At 76.0% G+C, this 17955-nt stretch carries 16 protein-coding genes, 2 tRNA genes and 1 pseudogene; 12 read left to right on the plus strand and 7 right to left on the minus strand.

Translation table 11 applies throughout. The annotated features are described in order from the left end of the window. Positions 1–30: 30 nt before the first annotated feature. From ACI79F_RS07925 to ACI79F_RS07940, 4 genes are all read left to right on the plus strand, one after another. Entirely contained in the window at positions 31–2025 is a 1995-nt protein-coding gene (locus ACI79F_RS07925; protein ID WP_456544559.1) for an ATP-dependent helicase, read from the plus strand. A gap of 199 nt (positions 2026–2224) precedes the next feature. Next, positions 2225–2503 carry a hypothetical protein gene (locus ACI79F_RS07930; protein ID WP_456544558.1) on the plus strand — a complete coding sequence of 93 codons (279 nt, stop codon included), beginning with the start codon at positions 2225–2227 and terminating at the stop codon, positions 2501–2503. 134 nt (positions 2504–2637) lie between these two features. Then, on the plus strand, positions 2638–2982 hold the full coding sequence (locus tag ACI79F_RS07935) for a WhiB family transcriptional regulator (protein ID WP_456544557.1): 345 nt from the start codon (positions 2638–2640) through the stop codon (positions 2980–2982). A gap of 131 nt (positions 2983–3113) precedes the next feature. Next, positions 3114–3278, plus strand: coding sequence for a hypothetical protein (locus tag ACI79F_RS07940; protein ID WP_456544556.1), 165 nt, complete (start codon positions 3114–3116; stop codon positions 3276–3278). A gap of 120 nt (positions 3279–3398) precedes the next feature. On the opposite strand, the gene ACI79F_RS07945 is transcribed toward ACI79F_RS07940, so the two are convergent. From ACI79F_RS07945 to ACI79F_RS07955, 3 genes are all read right to left on the minus strand, one after another. Continuing rightward, the gene (locus ACI79F_RS07945) at positions 3399–4721 is read right to left on the minus strand and encodes an ABC1 kinase family protein (RefSeq protein ID WP_456544555.1); all 1323 of its coding nucleotides are present in this window, start codon (positions 4719–4721) and stop codon (positions 3399–3401) included. Between the two features lie 26 nt (positions 4722–4747). Beyond that, complete coding sequence (locus ACI79F_RS07950) at positions 4748–5914, minus strand: ThiF family adenylyltransferase (protein WP_456544554.1); 1167 nt, start codon at positions 5912–5914, stop codon at positions 4748–4750. A 158-nt stretch (positions 5915–6072) separates the two neighbouring features. Then, a complete protein-coding gene (locus tag ACI79F_RS07955) occupies positions 6073–6225 on the minus strand; it encodes a DUF5679 domain-containing protein (protein ID WP_012950213.1) in 153 nt (50 codons plus the stop codon). Positions 6226–6754: 529 nt separating this feature from the next. On the opposite strand from ACI79F_RS07955, the gene ACI79F_RS07960 reads away from it, so the two are divergent. Further along, positions 6755–7279: a M48 metallopeptidase family protein gene (locus ACI79F_RS07960; protein ID WP_456544553.1), complete on the plus strand. Its 525-nt coding sequence runs from the start codon at positions 6755–6757 to the stop codon at positions 7277–7279. 64 nt (positions 7280–7343) lie between these two features. On the opposite strand, the gene ACI79F_RS07965 is transcribed toward ACI79F_RS07960, so the two are convergent. Further along, the gene (locus ACI79F_RS07965) at positions 7344–8681 is read right to left on the minus strand and encodes a zinc-dependent metalloprotease (RefSeq protein ID WP_456544552.1); all 1338 of its coding nucleotides are present in this window, start codon (positions 8679–8681) and stop codon (positions 7344–7346) included. A 143-nt stretch (positions 8682–8824) separates the two neighbouring features. Here ACI79F_RS07965 and ACI79F_RS07970 point away from each other — a divergent pair, with 143 nt between their 5' ends. The 4 genes from ACI79F_RS07970 (at position 8825) to ACI79F_RS07985 (ending at position 14245) form a co-directional block, all read left to right on the plus strand. Continuing rightward, positions 8825–9850 (plus strand): YlbL family protein, encoded by a 1026-nt coding sequence (locus ACI79F_RS07970; protein WP_456544551.1) that lies wholly within the window; start codon positions 8825–8827, stop codon positions 9848–9850. A gap of 241 nt (positions 9851–10091) precedes the next feature. Then, positions 10092–13103, plus strand: a complete 3012-nt coding sequence (locus tag ACI79F_RS07975; protein ID WP_456544624.1) for a UPF0182 family membrane protein — start codon at positions 10092–10094, stop codon at positions 13101–13103. 95 nt (positions 13104–13198) lie between these two features. Continuing rightward, a tRNA-Met gene (locus tag ACI79F_RS07980) sits at positions 13199–13275 on the plus strand. Positions 13276–13354: 79 nt separating this feature from the next. Then, positions 13355–14245 carry an alpha/beta hydrolase fold domain-containing protein gene (locus ACI79F_RS07985; RefSeq protein WP_456544550.1) on the plus strand — a complete coding sequence of 297 codons (891 nt, stop codon included), beginning with the start codon at positions 13355–13357 and terminating at the stop codon, positions 14243–14245. Between the two features lie 125 nt (positions 14246–14370). Here the strand turns inward: ACI79F_RS07985 and ACI79F_RS07990 are convergent, their stop codons facing one another. Further along, the gene (locus tag ACI79F_RS07990) at positions 14371–14703 is read right to left on the minus strand and encodes a hypothetical protein (protein WP_456544549.1); all 333 of its coding nucleotides are present in this window, start codon (positions 14701–14703) and stop codon (positions 14371–14373) included. Positions 14704–14832: 129 nt separating this feature from the next. On the opposite strand from ACI79F_RS07990, the gene ACI79F_RS07995 reads away from it, so the two are divergent. The 3 genes and pseudogenes from ACI79F_RS07995 to ACI79F_RS08005 form a co-directional block, all read left to right on the plus strand. Continuing rightward, a tRNA-Met gene (locus tag ACI79F_RS07995) sits at positions 14833–14906 on the plus strand. 103 nt (positions 14907–15009) lie between these two features. Further along, on the plus strand, positions 15010–15297 hold the full coding sequence (locus tag ACI79F_RS08000) for a GNAT family N-acetyltransferase (protein WP_456544548.1): 288 nt from the start codon (positions 15010–15012) through the stop codon (positions 15295–15297). 32 nt (positions 15298–15329) lie between these two features. Continuing rightward, positions 15330–15821, plus strand: a pseudogene (locus ACI79F_RS08005) (DsbA family protein); the annotation flags it as partial. Positions 15822–15926: 105 nt separating this feature from the next. On the opposite strand, the gene nhaA reads toward ACI79F_RS08005, so the two are convergent. Together nhaA and ACI79F_RS08015 are read right to left on the minus strand one after the other, a co-directional pair. Further along, a complete protein-coding gene (nhaA, locus tag ACI79F_RS08010; RefSeq protein WP_456544547.1) occupies positions 15927–17309 on the minus strand; it encodes a Na+/H+ antiporter NhaA in 1383 nt (460 codons plus the stop codon). A 4-nt stretch (positions 17310–17313) separates the two neighbouring features. After that, a complete protein-coding gene (locus ACI79F_RS08015; protein WP_456544546.1) occupies positions 17314–17823 on the minus strand; it encodes a VOC family protein in 510 nt (169 codons plus the stop codon). Positions 17824–17955 lie beyond the last annotated feature (132 nt).

Raw genomic sequence — 17955 nt, forward strand, 5'->3', positions numbered from 1 at the left:
GTCGTCGGACCGGGCTGGGAGGATCGAGGGGTGAGCGCAGGGGAGCGGGGTGGCGAGGCGGTGCTCGCCGGGCTGGACGACGAGCAGCGGGCGGCGGCCTCGGCGGTGAGCGGGCCGGTCTGCATCCTGGCCGGTGCCGGCACGGGCAAGACCCGCACCATCACCCACCGCATCGCGTACGGCGTGCACGTCGGCGCCTTCACCCCGGAGGCGGTGCTGGCCGTGACCTTCACCGCCCGCGCGGCCGGCGAGCTGCGCACCCGGCTGGCCTCCCTGGGCGTCGGCGGCGTGCAGGCGCGCACCTTCCACGCCGCGGCGATGCGCCAGCTGCGCTACTTCGCCCCGCAGGTACTCGGCGGGCCGCTGCCCCCGCTCGTCGAGAACAAGCTGCGGGTGGTCGGCAACGCCGCGGCCCGCGCCCGGCTCACCACCGACCGGACGAGCCTGCGCGACCTCGCCAGCGAGATCGAGTGGGCCAAGACCACGCTGGCCACGCCGGAGGACTACCCGGCGAAGGCGGCGGCCGCGGGCCGGGAGCCGCCGTTCGAGGCCGCCGCCGTCGCGCAGGTCTACGCCTCCTACGAGGCGGCCAAGCAGCGGGACGGCGCGCTGGACTTCGAGGACCTGCTGCTGGTGACGGCCTACGCGCTGGAGGAGCACCAGCAGGTCGCCCGGCAGGTCCGCGCCCAGTACCGACACTTCGTCGTCGACGAGTACCAGGACGTCAACCCGCTGCAGCAGCGGCTGCTGGACGCCTGGCTCGGCGGCCGCGCCGACGTCTGCGTGGTGGGCGACCCGAACCAGACGATCTACTCGTTCACCGGCGCCGACCCCGACTACCTGCTCGGCTTCGCCGACCGCTATCCCGACGCGGAGGTCGTCAAGCTCGAGCGGGACTACCGGTCCACGCCGCAGGTCGTGGCGCTGGCCAACAAGCTGATCGGCCAGGCCCCGAAGCGCAAGGGCCTGCCCGGGCTGCGGCTGCTGGGGCAGCGCGCCGAGGGCCCCGCGCCCCGCTTCGTCGAGCACCCCGACGAGCCGGCCGAGGCCGCCGCCGTGGCCGCCGCGTGCCGCGCGCTGATCGACGCCGGCACGCCCGCGGCGGAGATCGCGGTGCTCTTCCGGATCAACGCCCAGTCCGAGGTCTACGAGAACGCGCTGACCGACGTCGGCGTCCCGTACGTGCTCAAGGGCGGCGAGCGGTTCTTCGAGCGACCCGAGGTCCGCGAGGCGGTGCTGCTGCTGCGCGGCGCCGCCGCCGGGGGCAGCGAGCCGGGCGCGCTGGTGCCGACCGTCCGCGACGTGCTCGCCTCCACCGGCTGGGTCGAGCACCGGCCGCCGGCCGGCGGCGCCGCCCGGGACCGCTGGCAGTCGCTGTCGGCGCTGGTCGACCTCGCCGTCGACCTGGTCGCCGAGAACCCCGCGCTCGACCTGGCCGGTTTCGTGGCGCACCTGGCGCAGCGCGCCGACGCGCAGCACGCGCCGACCGTGCAGGGGGTCACGCTCGCCTCGATGCACGCCGCCAAGGGCCTGGAGTGGGACGCGGTCTTCGTCGTGGGACTGGTCGACGGCGTCGTCCCCATCGCCCAGTCGCTCGCCCGGCCCGACGCCGTGGAGGAGGAGCGCCGGCTGCTCTACGTCGCCGTCACCCGGGCGCGGGAGCAGCTGACCCTCTCCTGGTCGCTGGCCCGCAACCCCGGCGCGCGGCGCAGCCGCCCCCGCAGCCGCTTCCTCGACGGGCTGGCGCCCGACGCCGCCGCGCCCGTGCCGGCGCGCCGGCCGAAGAAGGCCAAGGTCGTGCTCGAGGGGGAGGCCGGGGAGCTGTTCGAGCGGCTGCGCGCCTGGCGGAGCTCTGCGGCGCAGGCGGCGTCCGTCCCCGCCTACGTCGTCTTCCCCGACGCGACGTTGCAGGCCATCGCCGAGACCCGGCCGGCGACGCTGCGCGAGCTGGCCGGGCTGCCCGGCATCGGGGCGCGCAAGCTCGAGCTCTACGGCGAGGACGTGCTGGCCACGGTCAGCGAGTGACGGTCGACACATCGTTCCGACATGACGGCCGGTGGGGACGCTGTCCCGCGTCCGGAGGACGCGCCCGTTAATTGCGTTGACCGCCTTCCGCGGCGGCCCCTACTGTCCTGATCGCGCCCGGGGACGACCTCGGGCCGCACCAAGCTCCGGTGCCGCCGACCACGGCCGCACCGCGTCCCCGGGAGGAGGGGTGGCACAGATGATCGACATGACCTGGACGACCGCCCCCGCCTCCGTCGCCGGGGTCCTCGTCGCGCGTCCGGCTCCCGCCGTCAGCGCCTGCGTCCCGTCCGTCGCGACGCCGCCCGCTGCCGTCCCGGCCCCGCTGTACGGGACCCGTGTGCCCTCGGCCCGCCTGCGCGCCCTCACCGGCGGCATGCCGTTCGGCGCCGGCACCGCAGCCGACGAGAAGCACCTCGCCTTCGACATCCAGAACACCCCCCTCGGGATCCGATCCCCGGGCAGGCCGCTGAGCTAGCGCTCACCGGACCTCCTCGAGGCCGCGGAACCCGAATCCCGGGATCCGCGGCCTTCGTCTTTTTGCGGCACCCGGCCCGACATCCGGTCGGCGAACCCGCCGGCCGCAGACGACGAGTACGAGGAGGAGCGGCAGTGCAGTCGACCCTTACCCGCCCGACGTCCCACCGCCGACCCGGGCTCCCCCGGACCGGCGGCGCCACCCCCCGGCACCCGCAGGCGCCCCTGGCCCCGGCGCCGGTGCGGCGGCCGCTGCCGTGCCGCGAGGAGGACCGCGACCTGTGGTTCGCCGAGCGACCCGAGCAGCTGGAGATGGCCAAGGCGCTCTGCGCCGGCTGCCCGGTGCGCGACGCCTGCCTGGCCGGCGCCCTGTCCCGCGGCGAGCCGTGGGGCGTGTGGGGCGGCGAGATCTTCGAGCGCGGCACGGTCATCGCCCGCAAGCGGCCGCGGGGACGCCCCCGCAAGGTCGTCGCGGCATGAGCGGCGGCCCGGCTCCGGACGGCCCGGCCACCGACCCGGGCCGTCCGGCCCCCACCCCCACCGGCACCACCCGACCAGCACAGCGACCGACCCTGTCGAGGGCGGTCGCCCTCCGGAACGAGGCGATCCAGATGTACGGATACGAGTACGACCTCGCGTGCCACCGGCTCGCGGAGCTGCGGTCGCAGGCCGACACCGCATCCCGCACGCGCCGGCTGCGGGCGGCCCGCCGCTGGGCGCGGCGTGCCGAGTACGCGCGGCTGCGTGCCGCGCGCGCCAGCGCCGCCGTCCGCTGACGGCGGACTGCCGACGAGCAGGAACCGCGGGGGAGACCCCGCACCCGACCGAGGCCGGTCCCGGACGCTTCCCGGTGCGTCCCGGGGCCGGCCTCGCCGTGTCCGGGGAGCGGGCGGGGCTCAGGCGGTGAAGCCGGGGAGCCACTCCTCCAGCACCGACCGGAAGTCGCCCGCCGAGTCGAGCTGGCAGAGCACCCCGATGGAGCCGATCGTCACCCGGTGGATGAGCAGGTAGGCCGGGGGCAGGTTGAGCTGGCGGCCCAGCCGGCTGGCCTCGTTGCGCGGGTCGGCGACCCGCGCGGCCTGCTCCTGCATCCAGGCGCGGGTGAAGTGGAAGGAGTGCGTCTCGATCGGCGCCAGCAGCGGCCGCAGGTAGTCCAGGACACCCTCGGCGTCGACCTCGATGCCGGTGCGGACGAACCCCTCGGCGCGCAGGTCGACCAGGACGTCCTCCGCCCGGCCGGCCAGCGCCCAGCGCAGCAGCCGGCCGATCGGCTCGGGGTGCCCGTCGGGCAGCCGGGCCGTGGCGCCGAAGTCGATGACCCCGAGCCGGCCGTCGCGGGTGAGCCGGAAGTTGCCCGGGTGCGGATCGGCGTGCAGCAGGCCGGCGCGCTGCGGGCCGGAGAAGTGCAGCTCGGCCATGAGCAGGCCGGCCCGGTCCCGCTCCTCCCGGGACCCGTCGGCGATGATCTTCGACAGCGGGATCCCGTCGAGCCACTCCGAGACGATCACCTTCGGCGCGCTGGCCACCACCCGCGGGACGACGATGCGCGGGTCGCCGACGTAGGCCGCGGCGAACTGCCGCTGCGCGTCGGCCTCGAGCCCGTAGTCCAGCTCCTCGATGACCCGGGCCTTGAGCTCGGCGATCAGCGGCTTGACGTCCATGCCGGGGAACATCGCGGCGAAGACGCGGGCGAACCGGGCGAGCTGGTTGAGGTCGGCCATCAGCGCGGTGGCCGCGCCCGGGTACTGGATCTTGACCGCGACGTCCCGGCCGTCCCGCCAGGTGGCGCGGTGCACCTGGCCGATGCTGGCCGCGGCGGCGGGGGCGTCGTCGAAGTGCCGGAACCGCTCCCGCCACTTGCCGCCGAGCTGCTGGGCGAGCACCGCGTGCACGGTGCGCACCGGCATCGGCGGCGCCTCCTCCTGCAGCTTGGTCAGCGCCTCGCGGTAGGGGGCGGCGACCTCCTCGGGCACCGCGGCCTCGAACACCGACAGCGTCTGGCCCAGCTTCATCGCCCCGCCCTTGAGCTGGCCCAGGACGGCGAACAGCTGCTCGGCGGTGCGCTGCTGCAGCTCCGCGGTGACGGCCTCCGAGGACTGGCCCGACAGCCGCTTGCCGATGCCCAGGGTGGCGCGCCCGGCGGCGCCGAGGGGGAGGGAGGCCAGACGGGCGGTGCGGGCCATCGAGCCCCTCGGGATCCCCCGCTCGCTGTCGGGCACGTGTCCTCCTCGCTGAGGCTCGTCGGTCACGGCGCTCGCAGGTCGTGGTCGCGGAGGGGGCCGCCGGCGCGCCGCTCCGGGGACCATTGTCCCCGTCCGGGGTCCGGGACGCCGAGTGCGGGTCCGCGCGAGTCCCCCGTTGGGGTCGCGGGCGCCTCCGCCGGAGCGGCGTCGAGGCAGCCGCAGTCGGGGTGCACCGGCCACCGCCGGCGGGCCGGCACCAGCCCGGGGGGCCGCAGCTCGACCGTCGCGCCCAGGGCGGCCGGCGCCCCGCTGCGGTCCAGGTAGGCCAGCACCTGCTGGGCCGCGGTCACGGCGGTCAGCAGACAGGTGACGGTCGAGCCGCTGGGCAGCGCCTCCGCGGCGGTGAGCTGGGCGGCCAGCGCCGGCCAGGACGGGTCGGCGTCGCGGCGGTGCAGGTCGGCGCAGGCCAGGCAGCTGGTGCGCCCGGGCACCACGAGCGGCCCGACGACGCCGGTCTCCCCGCGGACGGTCGCCACCAGGTGCACCGTGCCGGCCCGCTGCAGCGCGGCCACCAGCGGGTCGGCGGCCGCCCAGGGCCGGGCCAGCACCACCAGGTCGGGGGCCGCGCCCTCGGGCAGCGGGCGGACGTCGGCCAGCGGGCTGGCCCGGCGGACGGCGTCGGCGGCGGCCAGGGCCCGGGGCCGCCCCTCGTCGCCGGCGCTCAGCCCCCCGACGACGGCGTCCGCGGCCGCGGTCAGCTCCCCGTCGCGGACGCTCACCCGGCCGACCCCGCTGGCGGCCAGGACGGCGGCCAGCGGCACCCCGACCCGCGTGGCCCCCTCCACCACCACGGCCGCCCGGCGGCGGGCCGCCCACCGGGCCGGGCCGCCCGCGGGCAGCTCGGCGGCGGTGCGCGCCGCGGCGGCCGGGCCCGCCTCGGCCGCCAGCAGGTCGGCGGGGTCGAGGTCGACCAGCAGCCCGGTGGCCCGCAGCCCGTGCAGCAGGCCCGTCACGGCGGCCGGGTCGAAGCCGGCCTCGGCCGCGTCCGCCACGACCGCCCGCTGCGGACGGCGGCCGTCCAGGCCCCGCAGCAGGGCGGTCAGCTCCGCCGCCCCGGGCCGCAGGAGCAGCCCGTCGCCGGTGTCCACCCCGCCCACCTGGACGGCGTCGGCGGGCCGGCGCAGCAGCGGGGTGGCCGGGGGCAGGAGGGGGTGGGCGGTGTCGGACACGCGGCGCAGCCTCGCACCGCGCACGGGCCGGGGCCGCCGTCGTCCACAGCCCCCGGGGACGCCGACGGCGGCGCCCGCCGTGCGGGACGCCGCCGTCGATGGCCCCCTCGCAGGGGCCCACCGCGAGCTCGCGAGTGGTGGGGCGAGGGGGTCCTCCCTCAGGCCTTGCCGAGGATCCGGTTCATCTTGGTGCCGCAGACCGGGCACGTGCCCTGGGCCATCCGGCGGCCGGACTCGCTGACCTTCACCTCGCCGTCGAAGTCGCGCTTCTCCTTGCACTTCACGCAGTAGCCGTTGTAGCTCTCCGCCACGGTGCTCCTCCTCCTGCTGGGCTGGTCCGGCACCCGGTCCGGGGCGCCGCTGCGCAGGAACGCTACCCGCCGGTCGGGTCCCGCCCCGGGGCGCGGCGGTGCCGCCGCCGCCGGGGGACCGGCCGGTTCCCCACAGCCTGTGGACGACGCTGTGGAGGAGCTGGGGAGCCCGCGGCGTGTCGCTGTGGGCGGCCGGGGGACGGCGCCGGCCGGGCGCGCCCCTGCTCCGGCCCCGACTTGCGGGCCCACCTGCGGGAACGGCCTCGCGGGGGGTGTGGAAGCCGCGCAGTGGAGCACGTCCCCGGGACGGGGGCACGCGGTGTCCACCGTCCGTGCGGACCTGCACCCGAGCGGGTGTCGTGGAGCGGCGACGCCCGGCCGCCGGAACTACGGTGCTCTCGTGCCCGGAAGGACTCCCGACACCCCGAACACCCCCGGACCGGCGGACCGACCGCCGGCCGCGCGGGCCGTCCGCGCCGTCCCCGCGTCCGGGTCGGAACTGGCGCGTCCCGCGACCGGTCCGGTCGAGGTGCGCCGCAGCGCGCGGCGGCGGCGCACGGTGACGGCGTACCGGGAGTCCGGCCGCACCGTGGTCCTCATCCCGGCCGCCTTCACGCCGGCCGAGGAGCGCCGCTGGGTGGCGCAGATGGTGGCCAAGCTGCAGACCCGCGAGGAGCGGCGGCGCCGCTCGGTCGGCGGCGACGAGGAGCTCCTGGCGCACGCGCGGGCGCTGTCCGCGGCCCACCTGGCCGGGGCGCCGCAGCCGACCAGCGTGCGGTGGGTCGACAACCAGAACCGGCGCTGGGGGTCGTGCACGCCGGCCGACGGCAGCATCCGCCTGTCCAGCCGGCTGCGGGGCATGCCGCAGTACGTCGTCGACTACGTGCTCGTGCACGAGCTGGCGCACCTGATCGAGCCCAGCCACGACGACCGGTTCTGGGCGCTGGTCGCCGGCTACCCCCGGGCGGAGCGGGCCCGCGGCTTCCTGGAGGGCGTCGAGCTGGCCCGCCACGAGGCCGGCGAGCCCGCCACCTCCGAGGACGACGTCGACTAGACGAAGCCCTCCCTGCCCCTCACCCCTCGCGCGCCCGGGGCGGGCCCCTGCAGGGGGCCGGCGGCTACTGCTGCTCGGGCCGGTCCTCGTCCGTGGGGGGCTGCTCGGTGAGGGCGCGCAGCTCGTCGTCGGCGCCCTGCCGGGCCACGAAGTCCAGCGGCTCGTCGAGGTCGTCCGACGTCGGCAGCAGGTCGGGGTGGGACCAGAGCCGGTCGCGCGCGGCCGTGCCGTGCTGCTGGGCCATGGCGCCCCACACGGTGGCGGCGTCGCGCAGCCGGCGGGGCCGCAGCTGCAGCCCCACCAGGGTGGCGAAGGTCTGCTCGGCCGGCCCGCCGGAGGCCCGGCGGCGGCGCATCGTCTCCGCCAGGGCGCCGTGCCCGGGCAGTCGGTCGCCGGCCGCCGCGGCCACGACGGCGTCCACCCAGCCCTCGACGAGCGCGAGCAGCGTCTCCAGCCGGCGCAGCGCCATCTGCTGCTCCGGCGTCTCCTCCGGCTCCAGCATCGGCAGCAGCCGCTGCAGGCTCTCCGGGTCGTTCGGGTCGATGCCGCCGGACCCCATCGCCTCGCTGATCCCGCGCTCGATGGCCTCCCGGTCGACGTTGATGCCGCGGGCGTAGGCGTGAACGGCGTCGTGCAGCTGCTGGCGCAGCCACGGCACGTGCGCGAACAGCCGCAGCGACGCGGCCTCGCGCAGGGCCAGGAACAGCCGCACCTCGTCGGCCGGCCGGTCCAGGCCGGAGGCGAACTCCTCGACGTTCTGCGGGACCAGGACCGCCGCGCCGGCCGGGGCCAGCGGCAGGCCGACCTCGGTGCCGGTGAGCACCTCGCCGGCCAGCCGGCCGAAGGCCTGCCCGACCTGGGCGCCGAACATCAGGCCGCCGACCTGGCCCATCATCCCGGCCAGCGGGCCGGCCATGGCCATGGCCTCCTGCGGGAGGGCGCCGGTCATCGCGGCGACGACGCGCTCGGCGAGCGGGTCGATCAGGGTGGCCCACTGCGGCAGCGTCTGCTCCACCCACTCGACGCGCGACCAGGCGAGGGTGCGCTCGACGCCCGACGGCAGGTCGGTCACCGGGTCCAGCCACAGGTCGGCCAGCCGCAGCGCCTCGGTGACCGCGGTGCGCTCGGCGTCGGAGACCGGCTGGGTGCCGGCGGCCAGGGCGCTGATCGCGCCCTGCCGGGCGAGGTCCCAGTTCACCGGCCCGCCGGACCAGCTCATGAGCTTCTGCAGCTCGGCGAACAGCGGCATCTTCGCCAGGAACTCCTGCGGCGTCCCGGCGCCGGCGCCCGCGCCGCCGCCGAAGAGGGCACCGAACCCGAAGGGGTCGTTGCCCGGGCCGGGCTGGTCCCGGCGCTCGGGGTCGCGGTCGGGGAGCCCGAAGCCGAACGGCACGTCACTCATGGCTCCACGGTAGTCGCGGTGATCTCCGGGGGACCGGCGTCGGACCCGGCCCGGACTACGCCGGCAGCGGACACCGCCCGCGGGCGGCGGCGCCGGGCCCGCGTCGCGGCGGTTGCCAGCTCCGCCTCCTAAGCTGCCCGGTCGTGACCCGACGGATCGCCGTGCTCGCAGTGGGCACGGTGCTGCTCCTGGTCCTGGGCGTGCTGGGCGCGGCCGTGCCGGTGCCCTACGTCGCCCAGGTGCCCGGCCCCACGCTGAACACCCTGGGCGAGGTCGACGGCGAGCCGGTGATCGCGGTCGAGGGCCGGGAGCGCAACGACGTCAGCGGCAACCTCAACCTGACCACCGTCGGCGTCAGCCGCGCCGGGCTGAGCCTGGTGGAGGCCGTGCAGGGCTGGTTCGACGACGAGGTCAGCATCGTCCCCGAGGAGTCGGTCTACCCCTCCGACCAGACCCGCGAGGAGACCCAGCGGGCCAACCGCCAGGCGTTCCTCACCTCCGAGGAGCGGGCCGAGGCGGCGGCGCTGACCGAGCTGGGCTACGGCGACAAGGTCGTCGTCCGGGGGCTGTCCGGGGACGACTCCCCGTCCGAGGGGCTGCTCGAGGAGAACGACGCCATCGAGTCGGTCGACGGGCGGCCGACACCCGACACGGCCGCGCTGGACGAGGTGCTCACCGGCATCGAGGGCGGCAGCACGGTGACCGTCGCCTACACCCGCCTCGGCGAGCCCGGGACCGCGGAGATCACCACCGGGACGTCGGAGGAGCGCGGCGGCGCGCTGCTCGGCATCCTCGTGGCCGACCGGCCCTCGGCGCCGTTCGACGTCGACATCCAGGTCGCCGACGTCGGCGGCCCCTCGGCCGGGCTGATGCTGACCCTGGGCATCCTCGACCTGGTCGGCGACACCGACCTGACCGAGGGGGCGGTCGTCGCCGGCACCGGCACGATCGACGCGGCCGGCACGGTCGGCCCGATCGGCGGCATCCAGCTCAAGATGGTCGCCGCCCGCGAGATCGGCGCCGAGCTGTTCCTCGTGCCCGCCGACAACTGCGCGGAGGCGCTGGACGCGCCGCAGCCGGGGCTGACCATGGCCCGGGTGGCCGACCTGCAGGACGCGCTGGACGCGCTGGACGACCTCCGCGCCGGGCGCACCCCGGCGGGGTGCTGACCGTGCGCCGGCGGTACGCCGCACCGCCGCGCCCCGCCGTGGGGGAAGCTGGACCCGGCCGGGGAACCCCGGGCCGCCCCGTGCGTTGTCCTGGGTTGACCGGGCCCGCGCCGGGTCGGCCGACCCCCTCCCGACGCCGCCCCGACCGCCCGCGGTCGAACGCCCGGTGACGGGGCAGCCGGTGGTCGCAGCCGCCGGACGCCCCCCGCACCACCGCAACTGAAGGAGACCGCTCGTGGCCATGCGGCCCCCCGTGTCCGTGCCGACGCTGTCGCGGCGCGCCAAGATCGTCATCGGGGCCATCGCCGTCCTGCTGGTGCTGTTCACCGCGATCGGGACGCTGACGAACGTCTACGTCGACTACCTGTGGTTCGACGAGACCGGCTACACCGAGGTGTTCTGGACCGAGCTCCAGACCCGCGCGCTGCTCTTCGCGGTGGCCGGGGTGGCCACCGGCGGGCTGACCGCGCTGGCGATCTACCTCGCCTACCGGTTCCGGCCGACGTTCCGGCCGATGTCGCTGGAGCAGCAGAACCTCGAGCGCTACCGGCAGTCGCTGGAGCCGCGCCGCACGCTGGTGCTGTCGGCGGTCGCCGTCGTCGTCGGCCTGTTCGCCGGCTTCACCGCGCAGGGCAGCTGGGAGACCTGGCTGACCTTCCGCAACGCCACCGACTTCGGCCGGACCGACCCGGAGTTCGGGCTGGACCTGTCCTTCTTCGTCTTCGACTACCCCTTCTACCGGCTGCTGCTCGGCTTCGGCTTCGCGATCGTGCTGCTGGCGCTGATCGGGTCGCTGCTGACGCACTACCTGTTCGGCGGGCTGCGGCTGCAGACGCCGGGGCAGAAGCTCACCTCGGCGGCGATGGTGCAGCTGTCGGTGCTGCTGGGCCTGTTCGTGCTGCTCAAGGCGCTGGCCTACTGGATGGACCGGTACGGGCTGGTCTACTCCGACCGCGGTGACCTGTTCACCGGCGCCAGCTACACCGACGTCAACGCGCTGCTGCCGGCCAAGACGATCCTGGTGTTCGCCGCGGCCTTCTGCGCCCTGGCCTTCTTCGCCAACGTCGTCGTCCGCAACCTGCGGCTGCCGGCCGCGGCGCTGGTGCTGCTCCTGCTGTCCAGCCTGGTCATCGGCGTCGCCTACCCGGCGATCGTGCAGCAGTTCGTGGTCAAGCCCAGCGCCGACCAGCGCGAGGCCGACTACATCTCCCGGGCGATCGAGGCGACCCGCGACGCCTACGACCTGCGCGACGTCGACTACGTCGACTACGCGCAGAGCGCCACCGGCGAGGAGGTCGACACCGAGGCGGCGCAGGCCGAGCTGCGCGCCGACAGCGAGACGATCCCCAACGCCCGGCTGCTGGACCCCAACGTGCTGTCGGCGACGTTCACCGCGCGCCAGCAGATCCGCAACATCTACGGCTTCCCGGAGAAGCTCGACATCGACCGGTACACCCTGCCCGACCCGCAGACCGGCGACCCGGTGACGCGGGACTACGTGGTCGCCGTCCGCGAGCTGGACAGCGAGAGCCTGTCGGAGAACCAGTCGAGCTGGATCAACCGGCACACCGTCTACACCCACGGCAACGGCTTCGTGGCCGCGCCGGCCAACCAGGTCGTCGAGGTGGCCGCCGGCCAGGAGGGCGGCGTCCCGAACTTCACCACCCTGGACCTGCCGACCCGCGGCAACATCGAGGTCGACCAGTCGCGCATCTACTACGGCGAGCTCCTGCAGGACCAGGGCGAGGACGTCTACTCCGTCGTCGGCGCGCCCGAGGGCGAGGAGCCGCGCGAGTTCGACCGGCCCGAGGACGGCTCCGACGAGGGGCAGATCAACAACACCTACGACGGCGACGGCGGGGTGTCGATCGGCAGCTTCTTCCGGCAGCTGACGTTCGCCATCTACTACCGGGAGCGCAACTTCCTGCTCTCCGGGGCGGTCAACGACGCCTCCCGCGTGCTGTACGTCCGCGACCCGCGCGACCGCGTCGAGAAGGCAGCGCCCTTCCTCGAGGTGGACGGCGACCCGTACCCGGCCGTGATCGACGGGGAGATCACCTGGGTGCTGGACGGCTACACGACGTCGGACTCCTACCCGTACGCGGAGTTCATGGAGCTGGGCGAGGCGGCCACCGACGCGCTGACGGGCACCGGCAGCACGGCGCTGCCCGACGAGCAGTTCAACTACATCCGCAACTCGGTGAAGGCCACCGTCGACGCCTACGACGGCACCGTGACCCTCTACGAGTGGGACACCGACGACCCGGTCCTGCAGACGTTCATGAAGGCCTTCCCGGGCGTGGTGCAGCCGCGCGACGAGATGCCCGACGAGCTGGTCGAGCACGTGCGCTACCCCGAGGACCTGTTCAAGCTGCAGCGGGACATCCTCACGCGCTACCACGTGTCGGACCCGCAGGACTTCTACCAGGGCAACGACCGCTGGCAGGTGCCGGCCGACCCGACGGTCGACACGGACGACGCCCAGCCGCCGTACTACATCCTGGCGCAGCGGCCCGGGGACGAGGACGCGACGTTCCAGCTGACCAGCGCGCTCAACGCGTTCCGCCGGCAGAACCTGTCGTCGTTCATCTCCGCCTCCAGCGACCCGGACACCTACGGTGAGATCCAGATCCTGCGGTTGCCCGGGAACACGCCGTTCCTCGGCCCGCAGCAGGTGCAGGACACGTTCAACACCAACGACGAGGTCGCGCGTGACCTGAACCTGTTCCGCAGCGCCGACTCGCAACCGGTGTTCGGCAACCTGCTGACCCTGCCCATCGGCGAGGACGGGCTGCTGTACGTCCAACCGCTGTACGTCGAGGGCACGGGGCAGAACTCATTCCCGCTGCTGCGGAAGGTGCTGGTCAGCTACGGCGACCAGGTCGGCTACGCCGACACCCTCTCGGACGCGCTGGACCAGGTCTTCGGCGCCGGGGCGGGCGACGTGGCCACCGACGGCGGGGACGCGGGCAGCGAGCCCGACACCGAGACGCCGCCCGCGACGTCGGCGCCCCCGACGACGTCCGCGCCCCCGACGACCGAGGCGCCCCCGCCGCCGGCCGGCGGGACCGGCTCCACCCCGGAGCTGGAGCAGGCGGTCGCCAACCTCGACGCGGCGCTGAGCGCGCTGGCCGAGGCGCAGCGCAGCGGCGACTTCTCGGCCCAGGGCCAGGCACTCGAGGACCTGCAGGTGGCGGTGGACGCCTACCAGGCGGCGCAGGCCGCCGCGGCCTCGGCGACGCCGGGGGGCTGATCCCGGGAACCGGCCCGCGCGGGGCGGGGTGTGCCGAGGGGCACTCCCGCCCCGCCGGTCGGCGGCCGGCAGGGCGTGTACAGTGGAGTCACCGACGCGGGGTGGAGCAGCTCGGTAGCTCGCTGGGCTCATAACCCAGAGGTCGCAGGTTCGAATCCTGCCCCCGCTACCACCACAGGACCCCGGCACTCATCGAGTGCCGGGGTCCTGTGCCGTCCCGGGCCGGCGCCCGGGTGTCGAGGGAGGACCGCGTGACCAGCCTGCAGATGAGGGCGGTCGCGGCCGTCCTCCGGCTCACCCGCAAGCGGGCGCTGGCGACCCCCGAGCGGGCGCGGCGGCGCCTGGCGGCGCCGAAGGGGTCCACGGCCCCGCCGGCCGCGCTGACCCGGCGGCACGACGTCCGGCAGCGGGAGGTCGGCGGCTTCCCGTGCACGACCGTCGCCCCGCGCGGCGGCCCGGCCCGCAGCGCGGCGGTCTACCTGCACGGCGGCGCCTACATGAGCGCGATCTCGCCGCAGCACTGGGCGCTGGTCTCCCGGCTGGCCGACGCCGGCGTGCGGGTGGAGGTGCCGCACTACGGCCTCGCGCCGGAGCACACGTACCGGGCGGCGTATCCGTTCGTGACCGCCGTCTACCGCGACCTCGTCGCGGAGGTGGGCGCCGCGGCGGTGACCGTCGCGGGCGACTCCGCCGGCGGCGGGCTGGCCCTCGGTCTCGCGCAGACGCTGGCCGGTGCCGGGCTGCCGCAGCCGCGGCGCCTGGTGCTGCTCTCGCCGTGGCTGGACCTGACGCTGGGCCACCCCGACCTGCCGGCGGTGGAGGCGCGCGATCCGTGGTTGTGCAGCGCCGGGCTGCGCGTCGCGGCGGCCGCCTGGGCCGGCGGGGACGACCCGACCGACCCGCGGCTGAGCCCGGGCAACGGCCCGCTGACCGGGTTGGCGCCGGTGCACGTGTACGTCGGCACCGCCGAGATCTGCCTGCCCGACGCGCTCGCGCTGCGGGACCGGGCGCGGGCGGAGGGCGCCCCGGTGGAGGTCACCGTCTGCCGGGGAGCGGTGCACGTGTACCCGCTCGTGCCGGCCCCCGAGGGCCGGGCGGCCGCCCGGGCCGTCGTGCGGGAGATCGCGGCCCCGGCGGCGTGATCGGGGCCGCGCCGCGCCTGCTCGCCGGCTGAGCCGACGCCGCCGGACGGGACGACGAGCCGCTGCTGCCGGCCGTTCCGGCCGCGGCGACCGCCGCGCGCCTCGGCTGAGCCGCGCGCGGACGATCAGGCCGGGACCGGCGGGAGCGGCCGCCCGACGCGGTCGGCCGGCAGCGACGGCCGCGGCCGGGGCAGCGCCGGAGTCCGGGCGGGCGCGTCCCGGTCGCCGTGCCGGACCAGGCGCGGCGGGGCGGACGCGGCGGGCGCGGTCCCGGGCAGCCGGACCGCGGCCAGCGGCACCCACGCGGACTGCTTCAGCCCGTCGACGACGGCGCTGACGCGCAGCCAGCAGGCGTCGTCCGCGTCGTGCCGCCAGCCCAGCAGCACGCCGCGGTGCCAGCCGTCCCGGTGGTGCACCTCGACCCGCAGGGGCTCGGCGAGGAAGGCCACCGAGAACATCCGGCGACCGTACGTGGTCGGACGGTCACGTTCCGGGAGGCGCGCTCCGACCCCCGGAGGTCCCGCCGAGGGGCACGCCGAGGGCCCCGCCGAGGGCTCACCTGACGGGTGGTACCGTGGTCTCACCGACGCGGGGTGGAGCAGCTCGGTAGCTCGCTGGGCTCATAACCCAGAGGTCACAGGTTCGAATCCTGTCCCCGCTACTGGCACGAGGGCCCGGTCACCACGGTGACCGGGCCCTCGTCGTGTCCGGGCCCCCGTCGGGGGCCGGGGAACAGCCGGCCGCCGCCCCCGGTTGGGCCGCACATGGAGCCCACCGTGCACGACGTCCCCGAGTCCTCCCGGTACGAGATCCGCGACGGCGAGCGCGTGCTCGGCCACGCGGCCTACCGCCGCGAGCCGGGCCGCATCGTGTTCACCCACACCGAGGTCGACCCCGCCGCCGAGGGCACCGGCGTGGGCGGGCGCCTGGTCCGCGGGGCCCTCGACGACGTGCGGTCCCGCGGCGAGCGCGCGGTGCCGCAGTGCTCCTTCGTCCGCGGCTGGATCGGCAAGCACCCCGACTACGCCGACCTGGTCGACTCCGCGGCGTGACCGCCGCCGGGCCCGTCGGGCAGCATCGTGGCGTGCCCGACCTCCGCGCCGGCGACCTGCTGGCCGACCACGTCCTCGGCGACCCCGCCGCCCCGGTCACCGTCCTGGAGTACGGGGACTACGAGTGCCCCTACTGCGCCGCCGCGGCCCCGGTGCTGCGCCGGCTGGTGGAGGAGTCCGGCGGCCGGGTGCGCCTGGTCTTCCGCAACTTCCCGCTGGCCGACCGGCACCCGTACGCGCTGACCGCGGCGCTGGCCGCCGAGGCGGCCGCCGCCCAGGGCGCCTTCTGGCAGATGCACGACCTGCTGTTCGCCAAGCAGGACCGCCTCAACGACGCCGCCCTGCGCTCCTACGCCGAGCACCTGGGGCTGGACGGCGACCGGGTGGTGGGGGCCGCGGCCCAGCCCTTCGGCGACAAGGTGGAGGCGGACTTCGCCGCCGGCCTCGAGATGGGCGTGGAGGGCACGCCGACGCTGTTCATCGGCGGCCGCCGCTACGCGGGCCGGGTGGAGATCGCCGCGCTGCGCCGGGCGGTCGCCGCCGCACCGGGCGTCGTCGCCGACCCCGAGCCGGCACCGGAGGCCCCGGCCTGCACCTGGATGCCCGGCGCCGGGCCGGGCACGGCCGGCTCAGCGGCGGAGGGCGGGCTCCAGCCAGGGCCGCGGCGGCAGCGTCGGTGGCCCCTCGGCCTCCGGCGTGCACAGCGGGAAGCGGTCGCCGAGGACGCGCAGCAGCACGACGCCGACGATCGCGGCGGTCAGCGAGCCGCCGAGGATGCCGATCATCGCCTGCTCGCGCAGGGCCGGCTGGTCCCGGAAGGCCAGGTCGGCGATGAACAGCGAGATGGTGAAGCCGATGCCGGCCAGCGTCGCGCCGGCCACCAGGTGTGACCAGCGCACCCCGCCGGGGAGGATGCCCAGGCCGGCGCGCAGCGCGACCGTCGCGCCGAGGGTGATCCCGATGGCGTTGCCGACCAGCAGCGCCACCGCGACGCCGATGGTCACCGGCGAGGAGGCCGCCTCGCCGAGGGTGGCCGGGTCCAGCGGCACGCCCGCGTTGGCCAGTCCGAACACCGGGACGACGACGTAGGCCGTCCAGCGGTGCAGCCGGTGCTGCAGGCGGGCGTTCGCCGGCACGGTCGAGGCCACCGCGAGGCTGGCCAGCCGCGCCCGCTCGGCGTCGGGCTGCTCGCGCAGCGCCCGGCCGTAGGCGCTGGTGCGCTGCACCTCCTCGTGCGGCGGCGGCCGGGAGGGCATCAGCAGGCCGAGGACGACGCCGGCCAGCGTGGCGTGCACCCCCGACTCGTGCACCGCCACCCACAGCGCCGTCCCGAGGACGACGTAGGGCCACAGCCGCCACACCCCGGCCCAGCGCAGCGCGACGACGGCGGCGACGAGCACGGCCGACACCGCCAGCGCCGGCAGCACCAGGTCGTCGGAGTAGAACAGCGCCATCACGGTGATCGCGCCGATGTCGTCCACGATCGCCAGCGTCAGCAGGAACAGCCGCAGCCGGTCGGGGCAGCGCGGCCCGAACAGCGCCAGCACGCCCAGGACGAACGCGGTGTCGGTGGACATGACGATGCCCCAGCCCGCCGACGCCTCGCCCCCGGCGTTGAACGCCAGGTAGATCACGGCGGGGACGACGAGCCCGCCGAGGGCCCCGAGCGCCGGCGCGGCGACCGACCGGCGGTCGCGCATCTCCCCGGTGCTCACCTCGCGGGTGATCTCCAGGCCGACGACGAGGAAGAACAGCGCCATCGCGCCGTCGTTCACCCAGTGCCGCAGGTCCATCTCGAGGACGACGTCCCCGACGCCGACCACCGCCGGGGTGTGCCAGAACGAGTCGTAGGCGTCCGACCAGGGCGAGTTGGCCCAGGCCAGCGCGCACAACGTCGCCACCAGCAGGAGGGCGGAGCCGCCGGCCTCGGTGCCGACGTAGAGGCGGGAGGACGGCGAGAGGGTGGGGAGGGTGACCCGGGTGGGCGGGCCGGGGCGGGGCGGCTGGCTCACCGGCTCACAGGACCTGCTGGCCGTACATCTCGCCGAGCGGGTCGGCGATCAGCTCGATCCGGGCGCCGTCGGGGTCGCGGAAGTAGACCGAGACGCCGCTGTGCACCTCGTGCGCGACCCCGGCGGACTCCAGCCGGCCGACGAGCTCGCGCCACCGGTCGGGCTCGACGCTGATCGCCATGTGGTGCAGGCCGCCGAGCACCTCGGCGTAGGGGCCGACGTCCAGCCCGGGGAAGTCGAAGAAGGCGATCAGGTTGCCGTTGCCGATGTCGAAGAAGAAGTGCGAGGAACCGGGGTAGTCGCGGTTCTCGATGAGCTCGGTGAGCGGGAAGCCGAGCACGTCCTGGTAGAAGCGGACGGTCCGCTCGACGTCGGAGCTGATCAGCGCCGTGTGGTGCAGGCCCCGGGCCGTCGAGGCGGGCCGCTCGCCGGCGGGCCGCAGGTGCGCCGCCCGGATCCGGGCGCGCTCCTCCTCGGCGGCGGCGGGGTCGAGGCGGCGGTCGGTGGTGCTCATGGCGGCGATCCTCTCGCGTCCGGCGCCGGCGTGGGTGCCCTGCGACAACCCGGCCGACCGCCGGGTGCTTCCCGGTGGTGTGCCGGGCTTGACGGCGGGTGTGACCCCGGCCACGGTGGCAACGCCGCGTTC

The sequence above is a fragment of the Blastococcus sp. SYSU D00868 genome, assembly GCF_054050575.1.